The sequence below is a fragment of the Haloparvum alkalitolerans genome (genome assembly GCF_050122995.1).
Classification (GTDB): domain Archaea; phylum Halobacteriota; class Halobacteria; order Halobacteriales; family Haloferacaceae; genus Haloparvum; species Haloparvum alkalitolerans.
In genome coordinates, this window is record NZ_JBNLIA010000011.1 from 47,654 (window position 1) to 70,176 (window position 22,523).

Annotated in this window: 18 protein-coding genes; 12 read left to right on the plus strand and 6 right to left on the minus strand. The window is 70.7% G+C overall.

The features are described 5' to 3' along the window. Positions 1–6 precede the first annotated feature (6 nt). The gene (locus tag ACQE3L_RS10545) at positions 7–351 is read left to right on the plus strand and encodes a DUF5518 domain-containing protein (RefSeq protein WP_426963739.1); all 345 of its coding nucleotides are present in this window, start codon (positions 7–9) and stop codon (positions 349–351) included. A 70-nt stretch (positions 352–421) separates the two neighbouring features. Continuing rightward, complete coding sequence (locus tag ACQE3L_RS10550; protein ID WP_426963740.1) at positions 422–1,009, plus strand: hypothetical protein; 588 nt, start codon at positions 422–424, stop codon at positions 1,007–1,009. Positions 1,010–1,261: 252 nt separating this feature from the next. Here ACQE3L_RS10550 and lpdA read toward each other — a convergent pair whose 3' ends face one another. The 4 genes from lpdA to pdhA are packed head-to-tail and all read right to left on the minus strand — an operon-like array spanning position 1,262 to position 6,438. Next, on the minus strand, positions 1,262–2,689 hold the full coding sequence (gene lpdA / locus ACQE3L_RS10555) for a dihydrolipoyl dehydrogenase (protein WP_426963741.1): 1,428 nt from the start codon (positions 2,687–2,689) through the stop codon (positions 1,262–1,264). Beyond that, on the minus strand, positions 2,689–4,347 hold the full coding sequence (locus ACQE3L_RS10560; RefSeq protein ID WP_426963742.1) for a dihydrolipoamide acetyltransferase family protein: 1,659 nt from the start codon (positions 4,345–4,347) through the stop codon (positions 2,689–2,691). Before ACQE3L_RS10560 ends, lpdA begins: the two co-directional genes overlap by 1 nt. Beyond that, the gene (locus tag ACQE3L_RS10565) at positions 4,344–5,333 is read right to left on the minus strand and encodes an alpha-ketoacid dehydrogenase subunit beta (protein ID WP_426963743.1); all 990 of its coding nucleotides are present in this window, start codon (positions 5,331–5,333) and stop codon (positions 4,344–4,346) included. Before ACQE3L_RS10565 ends, ACQE3L_RS10560 begins: the two co-directional genes overlap by 4 nt. A gap of 1 nt (position 5,334) precedes the next feature. After that, on the minus strand, positions 5,335–6,438 hold the full coding sequence (gene pdhA / locus ACQE3L_RS10570; protein ID WP_426963745.1) for a pyruvate dehydrogenase (acetyl-transferring) E1 component subunit alpha: 1,104 nt from the start codon (positions 6,436–6,438) through the stop codon (positions 5,335–5,337). Between the two features lie 274 nt (positions 6,439–6,712). Here pdhA and ACQE3L_RS10575 point away from each other — a divergent pair, with 274 nt between their 5' ends. The 6 genes from ACQE3L_RS10575 (at position 6,713) to ACQE3L_RS10600 (ending at position 13,973) form a co-directional block, all read left to right on the plus strand. Beyond that, positions 6,713–7,957: a DNA double-strand break repair nuclease NurA gene (locus ACQE3L_RS10575; protein ID WP_426963746.1), complete on the plus strand. Its 1,245-nt coding sequence runs from the start codon at positions 6,713–6,715 to the stop codon at positions 7,955–7,957. A gap of 604 nt (positions 7,958–8,561) precedes the next feature. After that, positions 8,562–9,404: a bifunctional hydroxymethylpyrimidine kinase/phosphomethylpyrimidine kinase gene (gene thiD / locus ACQE3L_RS10580; protein WP_426963747.1), complete on the plus strand. Its 843-nt coding sequence runs from the start codon at positions 8,562–8,564 to the stop codon at positions 9,402–9,404. Between the two features lie 237 nt (positions 9,405–9,641). After that, positions 9,642–12,470, plus strand: a complete 2,829-nt coding sequence (gene mutS, locus ACQE3L_RS10585) for a DNA mismatch repair protein MutS (protein ID WP_426963748.1) — start codon at positions 9,642–9,644, stop codon at positions 12,468–12,470. Positions 12,471–12,579: 109 nt separating this feature from the next. Next, entirely contained in the window at positions 12,580–12,933 is a 354-nt protein-coding gene (locus tag ACQE3L_RS10590; protein WP_426963749.1) for a MarR family transcriptional regulator, read from the plus strand. 3 nt (positions 12,934–12,936) lie between these two features. Continuing rightward, positions 12,937–13,266: a type II toxin-antitoxin system PemK/MazF family toxin gene (locus ACQE3L_RS10595; RefSeq protein WP_426963750.1), complete on the plus strand. Its 330-nt coding sequence runs from the start codon at positions 12,937–12,939 to the stop codon at positions 13,264–13,266. 113 nt (positions 13,267–13,379) lie between these two features. Next, positions 13,380–13,973 carry a DJ-1/PfpI family protein gene (locus ACQE3L_RS10600; RefSeq protein WP_426963751.1) on the plus strand — a complete coding sequence of 198 codons (594 nt, stop codon included), beginning with the start codon at positions 13,380–13,382 and terminating at the stop codon, positions 13,971–13,973. A 379-nt stretch (positions 13,974–14,352) separates the two neighbouring features. Here the strand turns inward: ACQE3L_RS10600 and ACQE3L_RS10605 are convergent, their stop codons facing one another. Continuing rightward, on the minus strand, positions 14,353–14,646 hold the full coding sequence (locus ACQE3L_RS10605; RefSeq protein ID WP_426963752.1) for a PadR family transcriptional regulator: 294 nt from the start codon (positions 14,644–14,646) through the stop codon (positions 14,353–14,355). A gap of 61 nt (positions 14,647–14,707) precedes the next feature. Between ACQE3L_RS10605 and ACQE3L_RS10610 the strand changes: the two genes are divergently transcribed. After that, complete coding sequence (locus tag ACQE3L_RS10610; RefSeq protein ID WP_426963753.1) at positions 14,708–17,089, plus strand: DEAD/DEAH box helicase; 2,382 nt, start codon at positions 14,708–14,710, stop codon at positions 17,087–17,089. 89 nt (positions 17,090–17,178) lie between these two features. Here ACQE3L_RS10610 and ACQE3L_RS10615 read toward each other — a convergent pair whose 3' ends face one another. Then, positions 17,179–18,291 (minus strand): aminopeptidase, encoded by a 1,113-nt coding sequence (locus ACQE3L_RS10615; RefSeq protein WP_426963755.1) that lies wholly within the window; start codon positions 18,289–18,291, stop codon positions 17,179–17,181. Between the two features lie 315 nt (positions 18,292–18,606). Here ACQE3L_RS10615 and ACQE3L_RS10620 point away from each other — a divergent pair, with 315 nt between their 5' ends. The 3 genes from ACQE3L_RS10620 to pstA all read left to right on the plus strand — a co-directional run bounded on the left by ACQE3L_RS10620 (position 18,607) and on the right by pstA (position 22,503). After that, positions 18,607–19,608: a PstS family phosphate ABC transporter substrate-binding protein gene (locus ACQE3L_RS10620; protein WP_426963756.1), complete on the plus strand. Its 1,002-nt coding sequence runs from the start codon at positions 18,607–18,609 to the stop codon at positions 19,606–19,608. Positions 19,609–19,710: 102 nt separating this feature from the next. Then, positions 19,711–20,685 carry a phosphate ABC transporter permease subunit PstC gene (gene pstC, locus ACQE3L_RS10625; protein ID WP_426963757.1) on the plus strand — a complete coding sequence of 325 codons (975 nt, stop codon included), beginning with the start codon at positions 19,711–19,713 and terminating at the stop codon, positions 20,683–20,685. Continuing rightward, positions 20,686–22,503: a phosphate ABC transporter permease PstA gene (gene pstA, locus ACQE3L_RS10630; RefSeq protein WP_426963758.1), complete on the plus strand. Its 1,818-nt coding sequence runs from the start codon at positions 20,686–20,688 to the stop codon at positions 22,501–22,503. Positions 22,504–22,523: the final 20 nt, after the last annotated feature.

Below are 22,523 nucleotides of genomic sequence, written 5' to 3' on the forward strand. Positions count from 1 at the left end.
GCGGTCATGACCGACTGGAAGGCCGTCGTCTACGGGTTCGCCGCGATGCTGCTCGCCGAGGTACTGGCCGTCATCGTTCCGGTGCTGGGACACGGGCTCGCGGGGCTCGTCGGGGGGTTTGTCGCGGGCTATCTCGCCGGGGGCGGCCTCCTCCGGGGGGCGTGGCACGGGCTGCTGGCCGGTTCCGTCGCGGGGATCCTGATCGGGGTCCTGCTGGCCGTGGCCGGGGGGTTGATCGGCCCCCTCGGTGCCGCGCTCGGCGGGAGCCTCCTGCTCGTCGTGGTCGCGTTCACTCTTCTCGGTGCGATCCCGAGCGCGCTCGCCGGCGCCGTCGGCGGGATCCTCGGGTAGCCGTCCCCGGCGTGAACCGGCCGCCGCGGCGAGTCGCGGCGTTGAAACCCCGGCCGCGACTATGGCGACTATGGAGTTCTCGCGACGCGCGCTGCTGACCGCGGCCGGGGCGGGGGTCGCCGGGACCGCCGGCTGTCTGGATTTCGCGGCCGGCGACGGTCCGCAAGGTCCCGAGGGAACGCCCGCGAGCCTCGAGTGCTCGGACGAGGGGTTCGAGCGCTTCGACCCGCCGTTCGACGACGACGCGGTCCAGTACGTCACCGCGCGGACGCCGGACGGACACCGCTTCGAGCTGGCCGCACAGGGGACACAACAGAGCTACGGCAACGAGCTCCGGGTCACCCTCCGGAACCTCTCGGACGCCGAAATCGAGATCGGCCCGAAGGAACTGGTCAGCATCCAGCGCCGGACGGAGGCGGGCTGGCAGGAGGTCCGCGGCGCCGACGGGGCGATCCCCGCGTTCCCCGACGAGGTGCGGACGGTCGGCAGCGGCGGGGGGTACGCGTGGTCGGTCCGGCTCCGCGAGCCGGAGATCGCCGCGCTCGGTCCCGAGGGGCTGCGCGTCTGCCCAGCGCTCGGCCCCGGCGTTCACCGGTTCGTCTTCTGGGGGCTCCCGGGCGACGCCGCGGCCGGCCGGGAGTTTCAGATCATCGGCTGACGTACTCCGGTCGATCTACCCCGTGTGAACGGTCGGTAGAACTCCCGAGGGCGCGTATTTCGTACTAACGACAAAATATTTACGGTCCCGGAGATCACGTACTGGTGACTCACTCGCCCCGCCGCCCGGGACGTGAGTCGTACCGCTTGGCAGTGGTATCGACGCCGGCCTCCCGCCGGCGTTTGGAACGACGCCCGCGAGCGGCGGCGCCGTTCCCCGCGTTCCGGGCCCGGGTCGACCCGCGGCGTCGACCTACCGGTTCAGGGTGTGGATCGCCTGCCCCAGCGCGTTCTCCGCGGCCTCCATGACCGCCTCCGCGAGGGTGGGGTGGGTGTGGACCGTCGCCGCCACGTCCTCGAGCGTCGCGCCCATCTCGATCGCCAGGGTCACCTCGGCGATCAGCTCCGAGGCCTCCGGGCCGACGATCTGCCCGCCGAGCACGACGCCGCTCCCCTCGTCGGCGACGATGCGGACGAAGCCGTCGGTGTGGCCCGTCGTCAGCGCGCGCCCCGAGGCGTTGAACGGCATCTGCCCGACCGCGGGCTCGTAGCCGGCCTCGACCGCCTCGGCCTCGGTCATGCCGACCGTGGCGATCTCGGGGTCCGTGAAGACGGCCGCGGGGATCGCCTGCTGGTCGAGCGCCGCCGGCTCGCCCGCGATCACCTCCGCGGCGACGATCCCCTCCTTCGAGGCCTTGTGTGCCAGCATCGGCTCGCCGGCCACGTCGCCGACCGCGTGGACGTGCTCGACGCTCGTCCGGGTGCGGTCGTCGGTCTCGATGAAGCCGCCCTCGGTCGTCTCGATCCCGGCGTTCTCCAACTCGAGGGTGTCCGTGACCGGCTGGCGGCCGACTGCGACCAGCACCCTGTCCGCGGCGTAGCTCGACTCCTCGCCGTCCTCCGTCTCGGTCGAGATGAGGTAGCCGCCGTCCGGGCCCTCCTCCCAGCCGCTCGCGCCCTCGCCGAAGTGGAACTCGATCCCGAGATCCTCGGCGCGCTTCCGGACGATCCGGGAGACGTCGTCCTCGTAGGGGACGAGGATGTCGTCGAGCATCTCCACGACGGTCACGTCCGCGCCGAGTTTGGCGTAGACGGTCGCCAGCTCCATGCCGATGTAGCCGCCGCCGACCACGACCAGCCGGTCCGGGACCGTCTCGGCCGCGAGCGCGTCCTCCGCCGACCAGACGTGGTCCTCGGCGTACTCGAAGCCGGGGATCTGGATCGGCCGCGAGCCGGTGGCGATTATGGCGTGCTCGAACTCGATGGACTCCGAGCCCTGCCCCTCGCCGCCGTGGGCGACGCGGACCCTGTTCTCGTCGGCGAACGTGGCGGTCCCCTCGACCAGGTTGACGCCGTTGGCCTTGCAGAGCTTCTCGACGCCGCCGGTGAGCTGCTCCACGACGCCGTCCTTCCACGACTGCATGCCCGCCATGTCGACGGCGGGGTCGGCGTGGATCCCCATGTGCTCGGCGTTGCCCGCTTCGTGGGCCAGTCCGGCGCCGGTGATCAGCGCCTTCGAGGGGATACAGCCGCGGTTGAGGCAGGCGCCGCCGTAGGCGTCCTTCTCGACCAGCGTCGTGTCGAGGCCTTCTTGCGCGGCGCGGATGGCGGCCACGTAGCCGCCCGGCCCGGCGCCGATCACCAGTACGTCAGTCCCGGTCGCGATGTCTCCGACGACCATTATGAGTCAAGTAGCAGCAGGGGGCTTTCAAGGTGGTCCATCACGGTGTTGGCGAACTGCGCGGCCACGGCGCCGTCGATGACGCGGTGGTCGATCGACAGCGAGAGCGGGAGCGTCGGCGCCGCGACGACCTCCTCGCCGCCCTCGTCGCCGAGGAACGAGTCGTCCGGGTCGACCTCGCGGACCACGGGCCGCTTCTCGATGGCGCCGAGGCCGAGGATCGCCGTCTCGGGGTAGTTGATGATCGGCGTCGCGTACTCGCCGCCGATGGCGCCGAAGTTGGTGATCGTGAAGGTGCCGCCCTTCATCTCCGCGGGCTTCAGTTTCCGTTCGCGGGCGCGTGCCGCGAGGTCGTTGACTTCCTCGGCCAGCTCGAAGATCCCCTTCTCGTCGACGTCCTCGACCACGGGGACCATCAGGCCGGCGTCGGTGGCGACCGCGATGCCGATGTTGTAGTAGTTTTTCAGGGCGATCTCCTCGTCGTCCTCGCGGAGTTCGCTGTTGAGGTAGGGGTGCTCCTTCAGGCCGGCCACGATGGCCTTCATCACGAAGGGCATGTAGGTGAGCTTCACCCCCTCCGCCTCGGCCTTCGGCTTCAGCGTCTCGCGAGCCTCCACGAGCGCGTCCACCTCGGCGGTGTCGTGGTGGGTGACGTGGGGCGCGGTGTACTTCGAGCGCGCCATCTGCTTGCCGATGGTGCGCCGCACGCCGCGGTACGGCACCGTCTCCTCCGGTTGCGGGCCGGCGACGTCGGCGCCGGCGGTCTCGGTTTCTGCCGCCGCGCCCGGGGTCGCCGCCGGTTCGGGTTCACCGGCCGCGCCCGCCGCGCCCTCGCCGCGCCGTGCGGCCGCGTACGCCTCCACCTGCTCGGCGGTGACGAACGCCTCGCCGTCGCGGGTCTCGTCGGTCGGCACGTCGTCGATGTCGACGCCCGCCTCGCGGGCGGTTTTTCTGGTCGCCGGGACCGCGAGCGTCGTCTCGCGGCCGGCGGGCTCGACGGCGTCGGACGCGCCCGACGCCGTCGCCTCCCCCCCGCGCTTCGAGACCGCGGACTTCCGGCCGGCGTCGGTCGACGCCGGCTCGGGCGCGGGCTCGCCGCTCCCGCTCGCCTCGGAAGCGGTCCCGGCCCCGGAGCCGCCCTCGGCGTGGGCGCGCACGTCCGTCTCGCTCACGCGACCGCCGGGTCCGGACCCGGAGACGGCGCCGAGGTCGACGCCGAGTTCGCGCGCCAGCCGGCGGACCGAGGGCGGCGCGAACACGCGTCCGTCGGGGGCCGGCGGCTCGGCCGGCTCGTCCGCGGAGTCCTCTTCTTCCGCGGCGGCCGTTTCTGCGGCCGCCTCCTCGTCGACCGGTTCTGCGGCCTCCGCACCGCCGGCTGCTTCCTCCTCGGCCGCCTGCTCGCCGCCGTCGCCCTCCTCGTCGACGGTGAAGGTGATGATCACGTCGCCGACCGGGACCATCTCGCCCTCCTCGACGAGCAGCTCCTTCACGGTCCCGTCGTACGACGAGGGGATCTCCACGAGCGCCTTGTCCGTCTCCACCTCCGCGACCGGCTGGTCCTCGGTGACGGTGTCGCCCGGCGCGACGAGCCAGTTGACCAGTTCGCCCTCGGCGACGCCCTCCCCCACGTCGGGGAGCTTGAACTCCTTCGTCGTCATGGGAAGTTCACCGCCTCCTTGACGCCCGCCTCGACGCGCGCGGCGCTCGGCAGGTAGTAGTCCTCGAGCGCGTACAGCGGGAACGGCACGTCGAAGCCGGTGATCCGCTTGACCGGCGCCTCCTGGTACAGCAGCGCCTCCTCCTGGATGGTCGCGGTGATCTCGGCGCCGAGCCCGCCCGACTTGGGCGCCTCGTGGACCACGGCCGCGCGGCCCGTCTTCTCGAACGCCTCGACGATCGCCTCGCGGTCGAGGGGGGAGACGGTGCGCAGGTCGACGACCTCGCACTCGATCCCCTCCTCGGCGAGGCTCTCGGCGGCCTCCATCGTCGGCCGGGTCATCGCGCCCCAGGTGAACACGGCGATGTCGTCGCCCTCGCGGCGCGTGATCGCCTCGCCGAGCGGCACCTCGTAGTCCGCCTCGGGCACCTCGCCGCGGAACGCGCGGTAGATGAGCTTCGGTTCGAGGAAGACGACCGGGTCGGGGTCGCGGATGGCCGAGATGAGCATCCCCTTCGCGTCGTACGGCGTCGAGGGGATGGCGACCTTCAGCCCGGCCTCGTGGGCGTAGAAGGCCTCCTTCGACTCGGAGTGGTGTTCCGGTGCGCGGATCCCGCCGCCGTAGGGGGCGCGTAACGTCATGGGGAGCGTGAACCGGCTCCGGCTCCGGGTGCGGAACCGCGACATGTGGGAGACGATCTGGTCGAAGCCGGGGTACATGAAGCCGGAGAACTGGCACTCCGGCACCGGCCGCATCCCCATCGCCGCCATCCCGACCGCGGCGCCGATGATGCCCGACTCCGCCAGCGGCGTGTCGATGACGCGGTCGCCGCCGAACTCGTCGTAGAGGCCCTCGGTGGCGCGGAAGACGCCGCCGTTCTTGCCGACGTCCTCGCCGAGGACGACCACGTCCTCGTCCGCGCTCATCTCGGTGAACAGTCCGTCCCGTACCGCCTGCACCAGCGTGAGGTTCTGTGTCTCCGTCATCTCAGTCCTCCAGGAACGCATCGTCGCCGTACTCCTCGCGCACCGCGGCGAACTCCTCGTACTGCCGCTCCAACTCGGGCGGCAGGGCCTCGTAGACGTGCTCGAACATCTCGCGCGGCTCCGGCCGCGGCACCGACTCCGCGGCGTCGATGGCGTCGGCGACCTGCTCCTTGACCGACGCCTCGACCTCCGCGACGCGGTCGTCGTCGAGGACCCCCTCCGCGCGGAGGTACTTCTCCAGCCTCGGGATGGGGTCTTTCGCCTTCCACTTCTCGACCTCGTCCTCGTCGCGGTAGACCGTGGGGTCGTCCGCGGTCGTGTGCGCGCCGAAGCGATACTGCACCGCCTCGATCATCGTCGGGCGGAGCCGTCCCTCGTCGGGGTCGCGGGCCTTCTCGACGGCCGCGGTCGTCGCCTTGTACACGGCGAGGGGGTCCATGCCGTCGACGCGGACGCCCTCGAAGCCGTAGGCCTCGGCCTTCTGGGCCAGCGTCGCGGAGGCGGTCTGGCGCTCGCGCGGGACCGAGATGGCCCACTGGTTGTTGTTACAGAAGAAGACCGTCGGCGTGTCGAAGACGCCCGCGAAGTTGAGCCCCTCGTGGAAGTCGCCCTCGCTGGTGGCGCCGTCGCCGAAGTAACAGAGGAACACGTCGTCGTCGCCCTGCAGCTTTTTGGCCCACGCCGCGCCGGTGGCGTGAGGGATCTGCGAGGCGATGGGCACCGCGACCGGGAACACGTTGACGCCCTCGGGCATCCGGTTGCCGTCCTCGTGGCCCATCCAGTAGAGCAGGGTCTGTTTCAGCGGGACGCCGCGAACCAGCGCCGCGCCGTGTTCGCGGTACGAGGGGACGATCCAGTCGTCGTCCGCGAGCGCGAGCGCGGAGCCGATCTGGGCGCCCTCTTGCCCCGACAGCGGCGGGTAGGTCCCCATCCGCCCCTGCCGCTGGAGGCTCACGGCCCGCTCGTCGAAGTGGCGGGCCAGCTTCATGTAGCGGTACATCGCCACGAATTCCTCCTCGGAGAGGTCGGGCACGTCGCCGACGACCTCGCCGTCCTCGTCGATCACGCGAATCGTGTCCTCGGGATCCGTCTCGAGCACGCTCATCCGCGAACCCTCCTGTGCATACCCGGAAGTCCGACGCCCGGCTAATAGGGTTTTCGTAAATAATTTACTATAGTCAGAAATTCTGCCAACCGTTCGCAAACCGTCCACTCGAACCGAACAAAAACTGACGTTCGGCGATCGAAAGCCGTCCTCGACCGGCCATTTCTGGGAAGATCCTCATTTTCCCGAACAGTAATGGACAAACGGGAAGGATATCCGGATCCCCGACCCCCTGACCGACCCCTTTTAGTCGCCGACGGCCCCGTGGGAGGACGTGACGCTCGACCCGATCCACGTCGACAACATCGCGCGGTTGGCCCGTTCCATCGCGGGCAACGTCGACACGACCGACCACGAGGACCTCGCGAGTCGGGTCTGGAGCGACTTCCTCCCGGACCTGCGCCGCGACGGGCGGACCGTCCTCGAACCGGTCGCGGACCACGCGAAGCGCCGGGTCGCGGTCGACGACGTGGCGCTGACGGAGCGCCCGTTCCCGACGACGCACGGCCTCGACTCGGGGACGATCAACCCCACGACGTTCAAGAACGGGCTGGTGGTCGACGTGGCCCACGCCGCGATGGCCTCGGAGCCGACGGATCTCGGCCTCCACCGCTCGCGGACCATCGTCGCGACGGTCCACTCCGCGGACACGACCACCGACCACGACACGGAGTGGTTCCCGCGCGACGAGGGCCACACCCGCCAGCGCGTGCTCCACGTCCCGACCGTCAACCGCTACGCCGAGAGCGTCGTCCACGCGCTCGCGCTCTACCTCGCCGAGAGCAGCCACGCCCTGGAGCACTTCGACGCGGTCGCGGACCTGCTCGTCCTCGACGGCCCCATCTACCCGAAGGAGCTGTTCACCTGGGTCGACCGCGACCCCGAACTCGGCGACCTCGCCCGCGAGGCGAAGCCGAGCGCCGTCATCGAGAACTACGTCCGCCTCGTGGAGCGCGCCGTCGAGGCGGACGTGCCCCTCGCCGGGTTCGTGAAGAACCCCTCCGGGCGCGCGGTCGTCCGGGTCCTGAACGCGAAGGGCATCGAGGCGCCGTGGCCCGACGACGCGGCGCTTTTCACCCGCCTGCTGGAGCGCCGGGACGACGACGGTGAGCTCCAGACCGACGAGCTCACCTGCACGACGTGGTTCCGCGCCCGCGGCGGCACGGACCGCCACATGGCCGCGGACGGCGACGCGCTCGGGATCGACCGCGAACTCGACCCCGAGGCGTACGAGACGACGTTCATGGTGGTCTACGACCCGCGGACCGACGTGCCCTACAAGGTGGAGGCGCCGTACGCGTTCACCCGCGACCCCGGGGTCCGCGACGCGCTCACGACGCAGGCGCTCGCGGACGTGGCCGCGGCCCGCGGCCCGCCCGAAGCGGTCGCGAAGGCCGACGAGCTCGCGCGGATCGGCGCCGAGGAGAAGGCCTCCCTCCGCCGGAAGTTCGAGCAGGGGTTCGACGCCGAGCGCCTGCGGACGTACGACGACGTGCGCTGGGACGCCGCGGAATACTGATTAGGCGAACACGGCGGATAAAGGCCCTTCACCGTTCGTACCCGGTGATTCCGTGTCGATATTTCTGTCCGAGATGCTGGTTCCGGTGTCCGGGAGCGAGATGCTCAGAAAGCCCCAGCCGGCTCTCTATACGCAGGCGATTTTTGAACGGCTGGCGTGTCTGTTAATCTGGACAGCAACACCCGGAAAGCCCCAGCCGGCTCGACCGGCCGCGCCTCGCTGCGCTCCTCGCTCTCCGCAAAGCCCGCTGCGGTGCTTGCGTCGTCGGGGCCGGATCGAGCCGGCTGCCCCTTTCAGTCCCACCCTCCGCACGGCACCGCAGGCCTCACACCTCCCCAACCTCGGCCGCAGGCCGGCCGCGAAACCGCAACGCAGGCGGCCGGCCCGCGGCCTCCCTCGCGCGGTCGCGGCGACACAAGGTCGCCGCGGCGCGCGCCGACCGCACAGTACCGCGACCGCACAGTACCGCGACCGCACAGTACCGCGACCGCACAGTACCGCGACCGCCCCGCAACCACCTCCAACCGCTCCGCAACCGCGCGGTCACGCCACTGTCCCGAACCACAACCAGCTAATACAACCGAGAGATTATTATCGACCGAACATGACCGACGCGTACGATCCGGTCTCGCGGCCGGTGGCGCTGACCGTCGCGGGCAGCGACAGCGGCGGCGGGGCGGGGATCCAGGCGGACCTGAAGACGATGAGCACTCACGGCGTCTTCGGCACTTCGGCGGTGGCGGCGACGACCGCACAGAACACGCAGGGGGTGACGGACGTGCATCCGGTCCCGACCGACCACGTCGCGGCGCAGATCGCGGCGGTCCGCGAGGACTTCGCGGTGCGGGCGGTCAAGACCGGGATGCTGGCGACCGCGGAGACGGTCGCCGCCGTGACCGAGGCTTTCTCTGGCGCCGAGGCCCCGCTCGTCGTCGACCCCGTGATGGTGGCCGCGACGGGGGACCGCCTGCTGGCGCCCGCGGCGGAGGCCGCCTACGAGGACCTGATCGCGGCGGCGACGCTCGTCACCCCCAACGCCGACGAGGCCGCGGTGCTGACCGACCGCGAGGTGACCGATCCCGACGCGGCGGCGGCCGCGGCGCGGGACCTCGTGGGAATGGGCGCCGAAGCCGCGCTAGTGACGGGCGGGCACCTGCCGGGCGACGCCGTCGTGGACGTGCTGGCGCTGTCGCCCGGCCGCTCCGGCGGGGACGGCGGAAGCGCAGCCATCGACGCATTCCGCATCGAGTCGCCTCGCGTCGAAACGCGCGCGACGCACGGCTCCGGCTGCACACTCTCGAGCGCGGTCGCGTCCCGGCTCGCCCGCGGGGAACCGCTCCGGGCCGCGGTCGAGGCGAGCGTCGGGGAGATGGGCGAGGCGCTCCGCCGCGGCTACGACGTGGGGGAGGGACCGGGCGCGGTGAACCCGACGGCGCTGGACCGGTAGCCGCGGGCCGGGGCTCGCGGTCGTCTCCCCCCGTCACGGAACGGAAAAGCTTCAAAGTCGGGCGAGGGGATCCGACACGTCGCGTCGGGGACCCACCGGGTAGGGGCGGGTCAACGACGCGGCAGCCGCCGAGCCGCAGAGCGGCGGTGCCGTCCCGCCGACACGCGCCGCGACGGATCGGTCCCCACACCCGCGCCGACCCGCAGGGTTTTAGCGCGCCACGGCGGGAGTACGGGTATGGCTCAAGGGATCGTCGGGGAGTTCCTCTCGCTGAAGGCGGAGGCCGACGCGGACCTCCTCGCGATGCAGTGCGGCGACTTCTACGAGTTCTTCGCGGACGACGCCGAGACGGTCGGCGAGGAGCTCGACCTGAAGGTGTCCCAGAAGTCCTCGCACGGCTCCTCGTACCCGATGGCGGGCGTCCCGCTCTCGGAGCTGACCCCCTACCTGAAGGCGCTCGTCGAGCGCGGCTACCGGGTCGCGGTCGCCGACCAGTACGACACGGAGGACGGCGGCCACGCCCGCGAGATCACGCGGATCGTCACCCCCGGAACGCTACTGGAGACGACCGACGCCGACGCACAGTACCTCGCCGCGGTGGTGCGCGCCGGGTCCGGCGGTCGAGATCGCTCCAGCGCCGGCCCCGACACGGGCGCGGACACCGACGCGGACGGCCCCTACGGACTGGCCTTCGCCGACGTGACGACGGGCCGATTTCTGGTGACGGAGGTCGCGGACCGCGGCGAGGCGCGTGCCGAACTCTACCGCTTCGACCCGGTCGAGGTGCTGCCCGGGCCGGCCGTCAGAAACGACGACGCGACGCTGTCGGCGATCCGCGAGGCGGTCGACGCCGCGCTCTCGGTCCACGACGCGGAGGCGTTCGCGCCCGGCCGCGCGAAACACGCCGTCCGCGAGCAGTTCGGCGACGAGACCGCGGACGCGGTCGGCCTCGACTCCGAGCCGGCGCTCCGCGCGGCGGGCGCGGCCCTCGCGTACGTCGAGGAGACCGGCGCGGGCGTGCTGGCGTCGATGACCCGACTCACCGCCTACGGCGCGGACGACCACGTCGAGCTCGACGCCACCACGCAGCGCAACCTCGAACTCACCGAGACGATGAGCGGGGACGGCGAGGGGTCGCTGGTCGACGCCGTCGACCACACCGTCACCAGCCCCGGCGGGCGGCTCCTCCGGGAGTGGATCACCCGCCCGCGCCGCGACCGCGCGGAGCTTGACCGCCGGCTCGACGCCGTGGAGGCGCTGGCGTCCGCCGCGCTGGCCCGCGACCGGCTCCGGGAGGTGCTGGAGGGCGCCTACGACCTCGAACGGCTCGCCGCCCGCGCCACGAGCGGGAGCGCCGGCGCGCGCCAGCTGCTGTCCGTCCGGGACACGCTCGGGCTCCTGCCGGCGCTCGCGGACGCCGTCTCCGACACGCCGCTCGCTGACTCGCCGGTGGCCGCGGTGCTCGACCGGCCCGACCGCGAGGCCGCCCGCGCGCTCCACGACGAGCTCGACGAGGCGCTCGCGGAGGACCCGCCGAGCACCGTCACGCAGGGCGGGCTGTTTCAGCGCGGCTACGACGAGGAGCTCGACGCGATCATCGAGGAGCACGAGGCGGCCAAGGAGTGGCTCGACACCCTCGCGGAGCGCGAGAAGCGCCAGTACGGCCTCTCGCACGTCACCGTCGACCGCAACAAGACGGACGGCTACTACATCCAGGTCGGCAAGTCCGTGGCGGATGAGGTCCCGGACCACTACCGGGAGATAAAGACGCTGAAGAACTCCAAGCGGTTCGTCACCGACGAGCTGGAGGAGCGCGAGCGGGAGGTCATGCGGCTGGAGGAGGCCCGCGGCGACCTGGAGTACGAGCTGTTCGAGTCCCTGCGCGACCGCGTGGCCGACCGCGCCTCCCTGTTGCAGGACGTGGGGCGGACGGTTGCGGAGCTGGACGCGCTGGCGTCGTTCGCGGAGCACGCCGCGGCCAACGACTGGACGCGGCCGGCGCTCGCGGAGCCGGGACCGCTGGACGTGGAGGCGGGTCGGCATCCAGTCGTGGAGCGGACGACCGACTTCGTGCCGAACGACCTCCACATGGACCGCGAGCGCGGCTTCCTGATCGTCACGGGGCCGAACATGAGCGGGAAGTCCACCTACATGCGGCAGGCGGCGCTTATCACCCTGCTGGCGCAGGTGGGGTCGTTCGTCCCCGCGCGGTCGGCCCGGATCGGGCTCGTCGACGGCGTCTACACGCGCGTCGGCGCGCTCGACGAGCTCGCCCAGGGGCGGTCGACGTTCATGGTCGAGATGCAGGAGCTGTCGAACATCCTCCACTCCGCGACCGAGGACTCGCTGGTCATCCTCGACGAGGTGGGCCGCGGCACCGCCACCTACGACGGCATCTCCATCGCGTGGGCCGCCACCGAGTACCTCCACAACGAGGTGCGCGCGAAGACGCTGTTCGCGACCCACTACCACGAGCTGACGACGCTCGCGGACCACCTCCCGCGCGTCCACAACGTCCACGTCGCGGCCGACGAGCGCGACGGCGAGGTGACGTTCCTCCGCACGGTCGAGGAGGGGCCCACCGACCGCTCGTACGGCATCCACGTCGCGGACCTGGCGGGCGTCCCGAACCCCGTGGTCGACCGTGCCGGCGAGGTCCTCGACCGCCTCCGGCAGGAGAAGGCCATCGAGGCGCGGGGCGGCTCCGCGGGCGGGCGCGGCGGCGCGGCGACCGGCGGATCCGGCGGAGACACCGAACAGGTCGTCTTCGACCTCTCCTCCGGATCGTTCGCGTCCGCGGGCGGCGGCGACGCAGGCGGCGACGCGGACGACGGGGACGCGGCGCGGACGAACGCCGACCGCGCGACCAGCGCCGCGGACGGCGGCGAGACCGCCGCGGCCGGGGCGGCGTCCGCGCCGGAAGCGGGGTCCGCGGCCGCCGACGAGCCCGCGCTCGACCCGGAGACGGCCGCGGTCCTCGACGCGCTCGCGGACGTGGACGTCAACGAGACGCCGCCGGTCGAACTGCTGGCGAAGGTCCAGGAGTGGCAGGAGAAGTTGGAGTGACCGGCCCATCCGTTTCGAGTCCTCGGATCGGCGGTAGCGACATCCGCCTCCGTCCTGACGGGTAACGTTTATGACGATCTCTGACGTACTCTGACAGACGCGGACACCTATGCCGATCAAGCTCGACCCGGCGGACGAGACGCCGCCGATCAAACCGGAGACGAACGCGCACGAGCTCCTCTCGGTCCTTCTGGACCACCCGGACATGGGGTTTTCTCCCAAGGAATTGGCAGAGATGACCAGCGTTCCCCATTCGAGCGTCCACAAGACGCTCGCCCGGCTTCGGGAGAGGGGTCTCGTTCGGAAGGTCGACTCGTACTGGGCGGTCGCTGACGACGTCGCGGCCTCGCGGGTCGCCAACGCGGTGAGTCTCCGGGAGATCGAAGCGGCGTACGGCGACGACGCGTACGGCGACGACGATGAGTGGGCCGAGTCGGCACCGGACCTCGGAGAGAACGCGTAACGAATGGCGTACGCACACGGAAGCGTCGTTCTCGCACCGGCGACGTTCAAGAGCGGCGTTCGACCGTACCTCGTCGTGTCCAACCGGAACCGCCCGTTCCACGGAGACCGATACACCGTCGCCGTCGTCACTTCCACGAACCGCGAGACGGCGGTCGAGTTGACCGCGGATTCGCTGACCCAGGGCGAACTCAAGACGTATCCGAGCTACGTTAGCCCGTGGTCGCTCCATGTGCTTCCTCATCAGGAAATCGCGAAACGCGTCGCTCAGGTGGACGAGGAGACGATGGACGCGGTCGCGGGGGTCGTTCACGACCTGACGAAAGTGATCTGAGTCCGGTTCCGAGACGGACCCGGACCACCGTCTCGCGTTCTCCGGACTCGTGAAACTTGATCCTCAATTTAAACTTTATCTCGCTGCTCCGCGTAGGTGTGATCGGTGTTACCATGTCCAAGCAGATCCTGATGATCGTCGGCGACTTCGGCGAGGACTACGAGATCATGGTCCCGTACCAGACCCTCGAAGCGGTGGGCCACAGCGTCGACGCGGTCTGTCCCGAGAAGGAGGCGGGCGAGACGGTCAAGACCGCGGTTCACGACTTCCGGGGCGACCAGACCTACCTCGAGGAGCGCGGCCACGACTTCGAGTTGACCGCGACGATGGCCGAGGTCGACCCGGCGGACTACGACGCGCTCGTCGTCCCCGGCGGCCGCGCGCCGGAGTACCTCCGGACGTACGACGCGGTGCTCGACGCGGTCCGACACTTCTTCGAGGCGGACAAGCCCGTCGCGTCGCTGTGTCACGGCCCGCAGATCCTCGCGGCCGCGGGCGTGCTGGAGGGGTACGAGATGACCGCCTATCCGGCGGTGCGCGCGGAGGTCGAGGCCGCCGGCTGCTCGTGGGTCGACGGCGTCGTCCGCGACCGGAACCTCGTGACCGGCCAGGCGTGGCCCGACCACCCCGAGTGGCTCGCGGCGTTCATGGACCTGCTCGGCGACGAGGTCACCCACGGCGACCCGGCGGCCGCCGCGGACGATTGATCGTGTCTCGCGGCCGCTCGCGGGACTTTTCGTAGGGTGTGGTGACGAGGGCGGTCCGATCGCGGGGGCGTCGTTCGGTTCGGACGTTCCAGTCGGCTCCCTCTTGCGGGTGTTCCGTGTCTGTCGCGGACTCTGCTGTTCGGGACAGCACCACCTCGAAAGCCGACTGCCCCGTTCAGTCTCACCCACCGCAACCGCACCGCAGCCTCGCACCTCCCCAGCCTCGGCCGCGGGCGGGGCGCGGAAACCACAACGCACCGCAGCGCGCCCCGCCCGCGACCTCCCTCGCGCGCGTTCCTCGCGCGCGCCGACCGCACCGATCACTGAACGGACAGCCGTCGACGCTGGGTCGGTCCCTCACTGCGGTTGTGGATGGCGCTCAGTCCTCGGCCGCCGCGTTCTCGATCCGTTCCGTCAGCCACTCGTAGTGGTCGAGCAGCCGCTTTTCTCCTTCGTCGGTGAGGCGGTACACGTCCGCGATGCCGTCGACGCGCGCGGCGAGGAACCCCCTGTTCTCCAGCGCGTCGAGCGTCTGCCTGAACGTCCGCGGGTCCACGCGCTCGTCCGCGTGCTCGGCGAGGCGACTCTTGAGCGCTTGCGCGCGGATCTCGCCCGCCTCGTGGACCAGCGCGCAGATGTCGCGCCGGCGTCCGCTGTGGAGCCACCTGGGCATGCGCCGGCGTTGGCGACCGATTGAGAAACGCCTTTCCCCCCGAGGCGCCCGGTTTGTGGTAATGCATGGCAGGTCTCCGGAGGGCGAGGTGCCGACGCGGGTGGCCGAGGCGCTGCCCGAGTTCGCGGACGCGTTCGGCTTCGAGGAGTTCAACGAGATGCAGCGGGAGGCGCTGCCCGGCATCCTCGAGACGGACGGGAACGTGGTCGCGGCCGCGCCGACCGGCGCCGGCAAGACCGCGCTCGCGGAGCTGGCGATCTGCAAGACGCTGCGGGAGGGCGGCACGGCGCTGTTCATCGCGCCGATGCGCGCGCTCACGAACGAGAAGGAGGCGGAGTGGGACCGCTTCGAGGAGTTGGGCTACTCCGTCTACGTCGTGACCGGCGAGCGGGACCTCAACCCGCGCCGCGCCGAGCGCGCGGACATCCTCGTGATGACGCCCGAGAAGGCCGACTCCGCGACGCGGAAGCACGACTCCGCGCGCTACGACTTCATCAACGCGGTCGACTGCGTCGTCATCGACGAGGTCCACCTGCTCGACTCGGACCGCCGCGGTGCGGTGCTGGAGGTCGTCGTCTCGCGGCTCCGCCGGCTCCGAGACCCCCGGATCGTCGCGCTCTCCGCGACGATGCCGAACATCGAGGACGTGGCGGAGTGGCTCGACGCGCCGCCCGAGACGACCTACGCCTTCGGGGACGAGTACCGGCCCGTAGACCTGGAGACCGGCGTGAAGACGTACAGTCACGGCGCGAACGCGTTCGCCGACAAGTACCGCCGACTCTACCGCGCGCTCGACCTCGCGATCCCCCACGTCCGCGAGGACGGGCAGGCGCTCGTGTTCGTCTCCTCCCGACAGGACACGGTGCAGGCGGCCAAGAAGACCCGCGACGAGCTGACCGAGCGCGACGTGCCGGTCGGCGCCCGCGGCGACTACGAGTTCCACAACGACGCGACGGAGCTGTCGAACGACACGCTCCGGCAGTCGGTGCTCGACGGCGTCGGCTTCCACCACGCCGGGCTGGGCAAGGAGGACCGCGACCGCGTCGAGGAGTGGTTCAAACAGGGGAAGATCGACATCCTGTTCTCGACCTCGACGCTGGCGTGGGGCGTCAACCTCCCCGCCCGCTGTGTGGTGATCCGGGACACGAAGTACCACGACCCGCTGGAGGGCGAGACGGACATCTCGCCGATCGACGTGGTCCAGATGCTCGGCCGCGCCGGCCGCCCCGGCTACGACGACGTCGGGTACGGCTGGGTGGTGTGTGACCATTCGGACGCCGACAAGTACCGGAGCCTGCTCTCGGAGGGGAAGGAGATCGAGTCGCGGCTCGCCGAGGAGCTCGACGCGCACCTCAACGCGGAGATCGCGATGGGGACGATCCGCGGGCTCGACGACGTGATGGGGTGGCTGGAGACCACCTTCTACTACGTTCGCGCGCGGTCGGAGCCCGAGGCGTACGACTTCGAGGCGGTCCGCGAGCGCGTGCGGGAGACGGTCGAGGCGCTGGTCGACGCCGGCTTCGCGGAGACCGACGAGAACCTCGGGATCTCCCCCTCGAAGCTCGGCCGGCTCGCCTCGAAGTACTACCTCCGACTCGACACCGCCGAGCGGTTCCGCGAACTGGCCGACTGCGACGCGGTCACGGCCGACGCGATCCTCGAGGCGGTCGCGGCCGCCGACGAGTTCGACTCCGTCTCGGCGCGGTCCGCGGAGGCGGACGCGGTCGACCGCGCGCTCTCGGCCGCGGGCGTCGACACCGACCTGGAGAACGGTCACCGCAAGGTGCTGGCCATCCTCCACGCGTCGACGGTCGACTCGGTCCCCTCGGACCTGCGCTCGGACGCGTGGGTGATCCGGCGGAACGCGCTCCGCCTGCTCGCCGCGCTCCGGGAGTTCCTCGACGCCTTCGCCGGCCCCCGCGCCGCCAACCTCGGGACGCGCGTGGAGGCCCGCGTCGAGCACGGCGTCTCCCGCAACGCGGTCGCGCTCACCGCCATCGACGGCGTGGGCGCCGGGCGGGCGGAGACGCTGGCGGACGCCGGCTTCGCCTCGCCCGCGGCGGTCGCGGACGCCGGCGCCGACGCGCTCGAGGCCGCGGGGATGGCCGAGGGCGTCGCCAGCCGGATCGTCGAGGCCGCGGCGGAACTCCCCCGGATCGACGTGGACTGGGGGGAGTTCCCGGAGACGGTCGCCGTCGGCGAGAACGAGATGGTCGAGGTGACGGTGCGGAACCGCGGCGGCGGCGCGCGCGTCGGCGTCCGCGTGACCGTCAACGACGTGGAGATGAACGAGACGACGACGTACCTCGACGGGCGGACGGCGGTCCCCGTCGGCGTGTTCGGCACCCCGACCGCGGACGAGTTGGAGTTCGTCGTGGAGACGACGTTCCCCGACCTCCCCCTGATGCCGGTTCGCGCGTCGCGAACGGTCAGGGTGGAGTGAGCCGGTCGGGAACCGGATAGTGACGTGCCCCACAGGTACGGCGGAGGAGGGCGGAAATGCGGGCGGTCACACACCGCGAACTCGTGTCCCTATCCCTCGAACCCGTCCTCCCACCGGAACGTGCCGTTCCGCTGGACGACCTCGCCGTCGACCGCGATGAACGACGACTCGCTCACGTCCGCGATCATGTCGACGTGGACCGCGGAGTCGTTGCCCGACTCGCCCGCGGGCAGGCACGCGTCGTAGGCGCGACCGACCGCGAGGTGGATCGTGTCGCCCATCTTCTCGTCGAAGAGGATCGAGTCCGTGAACCGGTCGATGCCGCGGTTCATCCCGATGCCGAGTTCGCCGAGGCGGCGCGCGCCCGCGTCGGTGTCGAGGATGGCGGCGAGTTCCTCCTCGCCGGTCTCGGCCGCGAAGTCGACCACCTCGCCGTCCTCGAAGGTCAGACGCACGTCCCGGACGCGGGTCGCGTTGATCGTCATCGGCACGTCGAAGAACGCCTGCCCCTCCGTGGCGTACGGCGCGGTGAACACCTCGCCGGAGGGGAGGTTGTGGGAGTCGTACGCGACCGACGCCGCGGAGTTGACCACCGTTCGGCCGTCGATCGACATCGTCACGTCCGTCTTCGGCCGGTCGTCGCGGTCGACGACGATCCGGACCTCCTCGCCGGCGTCGAGCAGGTCCTTCATCGTCGCCATCTCGTCGGCCAGCGCCTCCCAGTCGCGGAGGACGGCGTCGTAGACGAACGCCTGGTACTCCTCGTAGGCCATGCCGGCCTGCTGTGCGAGGCTCCGGGTCGGGTGGACCGTCGAGACCCAGTCGGTGTCCATCCGGGCCTCGCGGACGCCCTGTCGGGCGGTCCGGTAGGCGCGGCGCGTCTCGCTCGGCACGTCCGCGGTCGCGGTCGTGTTCCGACCGCCGCCGATCCGGAGCACCGAATCCGCCCGCTCGTAGAGCGCGAGTTCGTGGGCCGGGTCCTCGTCGAACTCGCCGCCGTGTCCGCGGAGGTACGCCCGCGTCACCTCGTCGGAGCCGTAGGTGGGAACGACGTTGGCCCCGCGCTCGCCCAGTTTCTCCGCGACCGCGACGCCGAGCTCGTGGGCGTCCTCGGCCACGTCGAGCACCACGTCGTCGCCCGCCTCGATCCGCGCACTCCAGTCGACGAGCACCTCGGCGTGCTCGCGGACGCGTTCGTCCATGCCCGACGCTCCGCCTCCCGCGACCTAAACCCCGGCGCTCCGCCGGCCGCGGTCCCGTCCCGCGAGGAGGGATATATAGTCGAGAGGCGACACGTCAGAAGTGGTGGTCTTCGGTTCCATCAGAGATCGACTATCGAATGACAACAGTTCCCACAGAGCATCTGAATCCCTGAAACCTCGTTTTTCTGGCGTTTTGACGAATACCCCGTCCGTTCTGCATCTGTCTATATAGAGGATATAGGGATATATACTGGTCTGAACGGTCGGTAGCACTCATAGTAGCCTTCATACCCGAACCAGCGTTCGTTACGGGTGATGGTCGACAACACCGACGACACGAAGCGGACGTGGGGAACCCGGCGGAACTTCGTCGCGGCGGCCGGCGCGGCCGCGACCGCGGGGCTTGCGGGCTGTACGACCGAGGAAGACGGCAACGGCGGCGGGAACGACGGGCTCTCGGGCGACATCAACATCGCCGGGTCGAGCACGGTCTTCCCGCTGATGAGCGCCATCGCGGAGGACTTCGCGTCCGAACACGACGGGGTCAGCATCGACATCAGCTCGACCGGCTCCGGCGGCGGCTTCCAGAACCACTTCTGCGTCGGCGAGACCGACTTCAACAACGCGAGCCGCGAGATCGCCGAGGAGGAGGAGGAGCTGTGCGCCGACAACGGCGTGGAGTACATCGAACTGGTCGCGGCGACGGACGCGCTCACGGTCATCGTGAACAACGAGGCCGACTTCGTGGACTGTCTGACCGTCGAGGAGCTCGCGCAGATCTGGGAGTCAGACGCGGCCGAGACGTGGGACGAGGTCCGCGACGAGTTCCCGAACGAGGAGATCGAGCGCTACGGCGCGGCCGACACCTCCGGGACCTTCGACTACTTCGTCGAGAACGTGCAGGGCGAGGAGCGCGGCCACACCGACGACTACCAGGCGACCGAGCAGGACAACACCATCGTGCAGGGGGTCCAGGGCAGCGAGTACGCCATCGGCTACTTCGGCTTCTCGTACTACTACCAGAACCCCGACCAGGTGAAGGCGCTGGGCATCGACGACGGCGACGGCTGCGTCGAGCCGAGCCTGGAGACGGCCTCCTCGGGCGAGTACCAGCCGCTCTCGCGTAGCCTGTACACCTACCCCTCGGTCGAGTCGCTCGGGAACGACCACGTCGCGGAGTTCGCGCGCTACTTCCTCGAGCAGACGACCAACGAGGAGCTCGTCGCCGGCGACGTGGGCTACGTGCCGAGCACGCAGGAGACGAAGGAGCAGCAGATGGAAAAGCTTGAGTCTGCCATCGAAGAAGCAAACAACTGAGAGCCCCATGTGCCGACCGACGCACCGGCCGACGACGGACCCGGAGTCGACGCCGAGAACAGCCCCCTCGGGGCCCCGCCCACCCTCGCGGAGTGATCCCGCGTGAGCGGCGACGCGGACGCCCCCGACCTGTCGCGGGCGAGCGGCGCGAAGCGGGTCCGGGAGAGCGCCTACGGCGGCCTCTTTGCGGTGTGTGCCGTGCTCACGCTTTTGACCACGGTCGCCATCTTCGCCACGCTCCTATCCGACGCAGTGGTGTTCTTCTCGGAGGTACCGGTCGTCGACTTCCTGACCGGAGTGAACTGGTCGCCCAACCCGCGAGGCGGGTCGCTGGCGTTCGGCCTGATCCCGCTTCTGGTCGGGACGCTGGTGGTGACGATCACGGCCGCGTTCGTCGCGATCCCCATCGGCACGCTCACCGCCATCTACCTCAGCGAGTACGCAACCCCGCGCGTGCGGTCGATCCTGAAGCCGCTCCTCGAGGTCCTCGCCGGCGTTCCGACGGTCGTGTACGGCTACTTCGCGCTCGTCTACGTGACGCCGGCGCTGAAGGCGACGCTCTTCCCGGAGATCAGCACGTTCAACGCGCTGTCCGCCTCGCTGATGATCGGCATCATGACCATCCCGATGGTCTCGTCGATCAGCGAGGACGCCATGAGCGCGGTGCCCGACGAACTCCGACAGGCCGGCTACGGCCTCGGCGCGACGAAGTTCGAAGTCTCGACGGGCATCGTCGTCCCGGCGTCCATCTCGGGGATCGCCTCCTCGTACATCCTCGCCGTCTCGCGCGCCATCGGCGAGACGATGGTGGTCGTGGTCGCGATGGGCGCACAGGCGAACCTCCCGTCGGTCCGGACGGGGCTGATGGGCATCCCCTACGTCACCCCGGGCGACGTCCTGTTGGAACCGGGCATGACGATCACCGTCGCGATGGTCCAGATCGCCAACGGCGACCTCGTCGGCGGGTCGCTGCCGTACCGCTCGATGTTCGCACTCGGGTTCGCACTGTTCGTTCTCACCCTCATCATGAACGTTATCAGCGACCGGATCGCCAACCGCTATCGGGAGGAGTACTGAATGGCGACGAACGACACCGCGTCCGACGCGGGCGCCACCGACGACGCCGGCGGTCCCCGCAACGCGGCCGACGAGGTCGACTTCGGGGAGGTCAGCCGCATCAAGGGGATCGCTTTCGAGTACCTCTCGTTGGGCGCCTCCGTGGTCGGACTCGTCGCGCTCGCGGTGCTTCTGGTGTACGTCGCCGTCGACGCGTTCGACCTCGCGAACGCCAGTCCGGCGTGGCTCCTCACCTACTTCCTCGCGCTCGTGCTCCCGTACGTCGGCTTCTGTCTGTACGCCGCGAACGACCCCGATCTGACGCGGAAGGCGCTGGTCGCGCTCGGCGGCGGTCTCGTCGCTGTCGCGGCCGCGTTCACCGCCTTCGAGGCGCTCGTCGCCCCGATACCGCGGCTCTCGTGGCAACTCGGGTATCTGTTCGTCGTCGTCGCGCCCGTGGCGGCGATCCTCACGCTCGCGGCGAGTCGGGAGCCGGTCGGGGCGGTCGGGTTCGGGCTGATCGGCCGCGTGGTCGGCGGCGCGGCGCTCGGGCTGGTCATCGGCATCCTGTTTCTGGTGTTCGACGCCCGGCTCTGGTTCCTCGCGTACACGATCGGCGTGGTCCCCGGTGCGGCGCTGTACGGCCTCGGTCGGGTCCGTGACCGTCCCAGACTCGAGACGTTCGCGGTCCCCGTCGCCGTGGTCGGCGTCGTCCTCGCGGCGGCGCTCCGGCCCGTGATCGACACCTATCCGACGGACTTCCCGCTGTTCGTGTGGACGATCGCCGTCCCGCTGTCGGCGGCCGGCGCGCTGCTCGTCGCCCGCCGTGGTCGGCCCCGTGCCGCGGCCGCGGTCGGTCTCGGCTCGCTGGGTGCCGGGCTGGCGGCCGGCCTGGGCGCCGGGACGGTCGGCACCGCGCCGGAGACCGCCCTGCTCGTCACCGTCACCACCGCGGTTCCGACGCTCGCGTCCCTCGACCGCCGGATCGCGGCCGGTGAGGGGATCGCGGGGCTGGCCCTGCCGGCGCTGCTGGTCGGCGGGACGCTCGTCGGCGCCCTCATCGTCCAGACGCTCGGGCTCCCCGCGCCGGACCCGTGGCTCGACCCGGGCTACGTGACCGAGGCGCCCTCCCGGACGCCCGAGGACGCCGGCCTCTACCCGGCGATCGTCGGATCCGTCATCATCATCGCGCTGGTCGCGCTCCTGTCGTTCGCGCTCGGAGTGGGCACCGCGGTGTTCCTCGAGGAGTACACGGCCGAGACGGGCGCTATCGGTGTTCTCACCCGCCTGATCCAGGTCAACATCGCCAACCTCGCCGCCGTTCCCTCCGTCGTCTACGGACTGCTCGGGCTCGGGCTGTTCGCGAACCTGCTCGGATTCGGCTACGGGACCGCGGTGACGGCGTCGCTCACGCTGTCGCTGCTGATCCTCCCGATCACCGTCATCTCCGCACAGGAGGCGATCCGCGCGGTGCCGGACGAGCTCCGGCAGGGCTCGGACGCGATGGGCGCGACGCGGTGGCAGACGACGAAGAACGTCGTGCTCCCGGAGGCGCTGCCCGGAATCCTGACCGGGACCATCCTCGCGCTCGGACGCGCCATCGGCGAGACCGCGCCGCTCATCATGATCGGCGCCGCGACGACCGTGTTCAGCGCTCCCGACAGCCTGTTCAGTAAGCTCAGCGCGATGCCGATGCAGATCTACGCGTGGGCGAACTTCCCGCAGGCCGAGTTCCGGTACGGCGTCGTCGCGGCCGGCGTGGTGACGCTGTTGATCGTCCTCGTCACGATGAACGCGACCGCGATCGTCGTCCGCAACCGCTACGAGCGGAGCGGATAGGCGCCTCGGCCGGAGAAGCG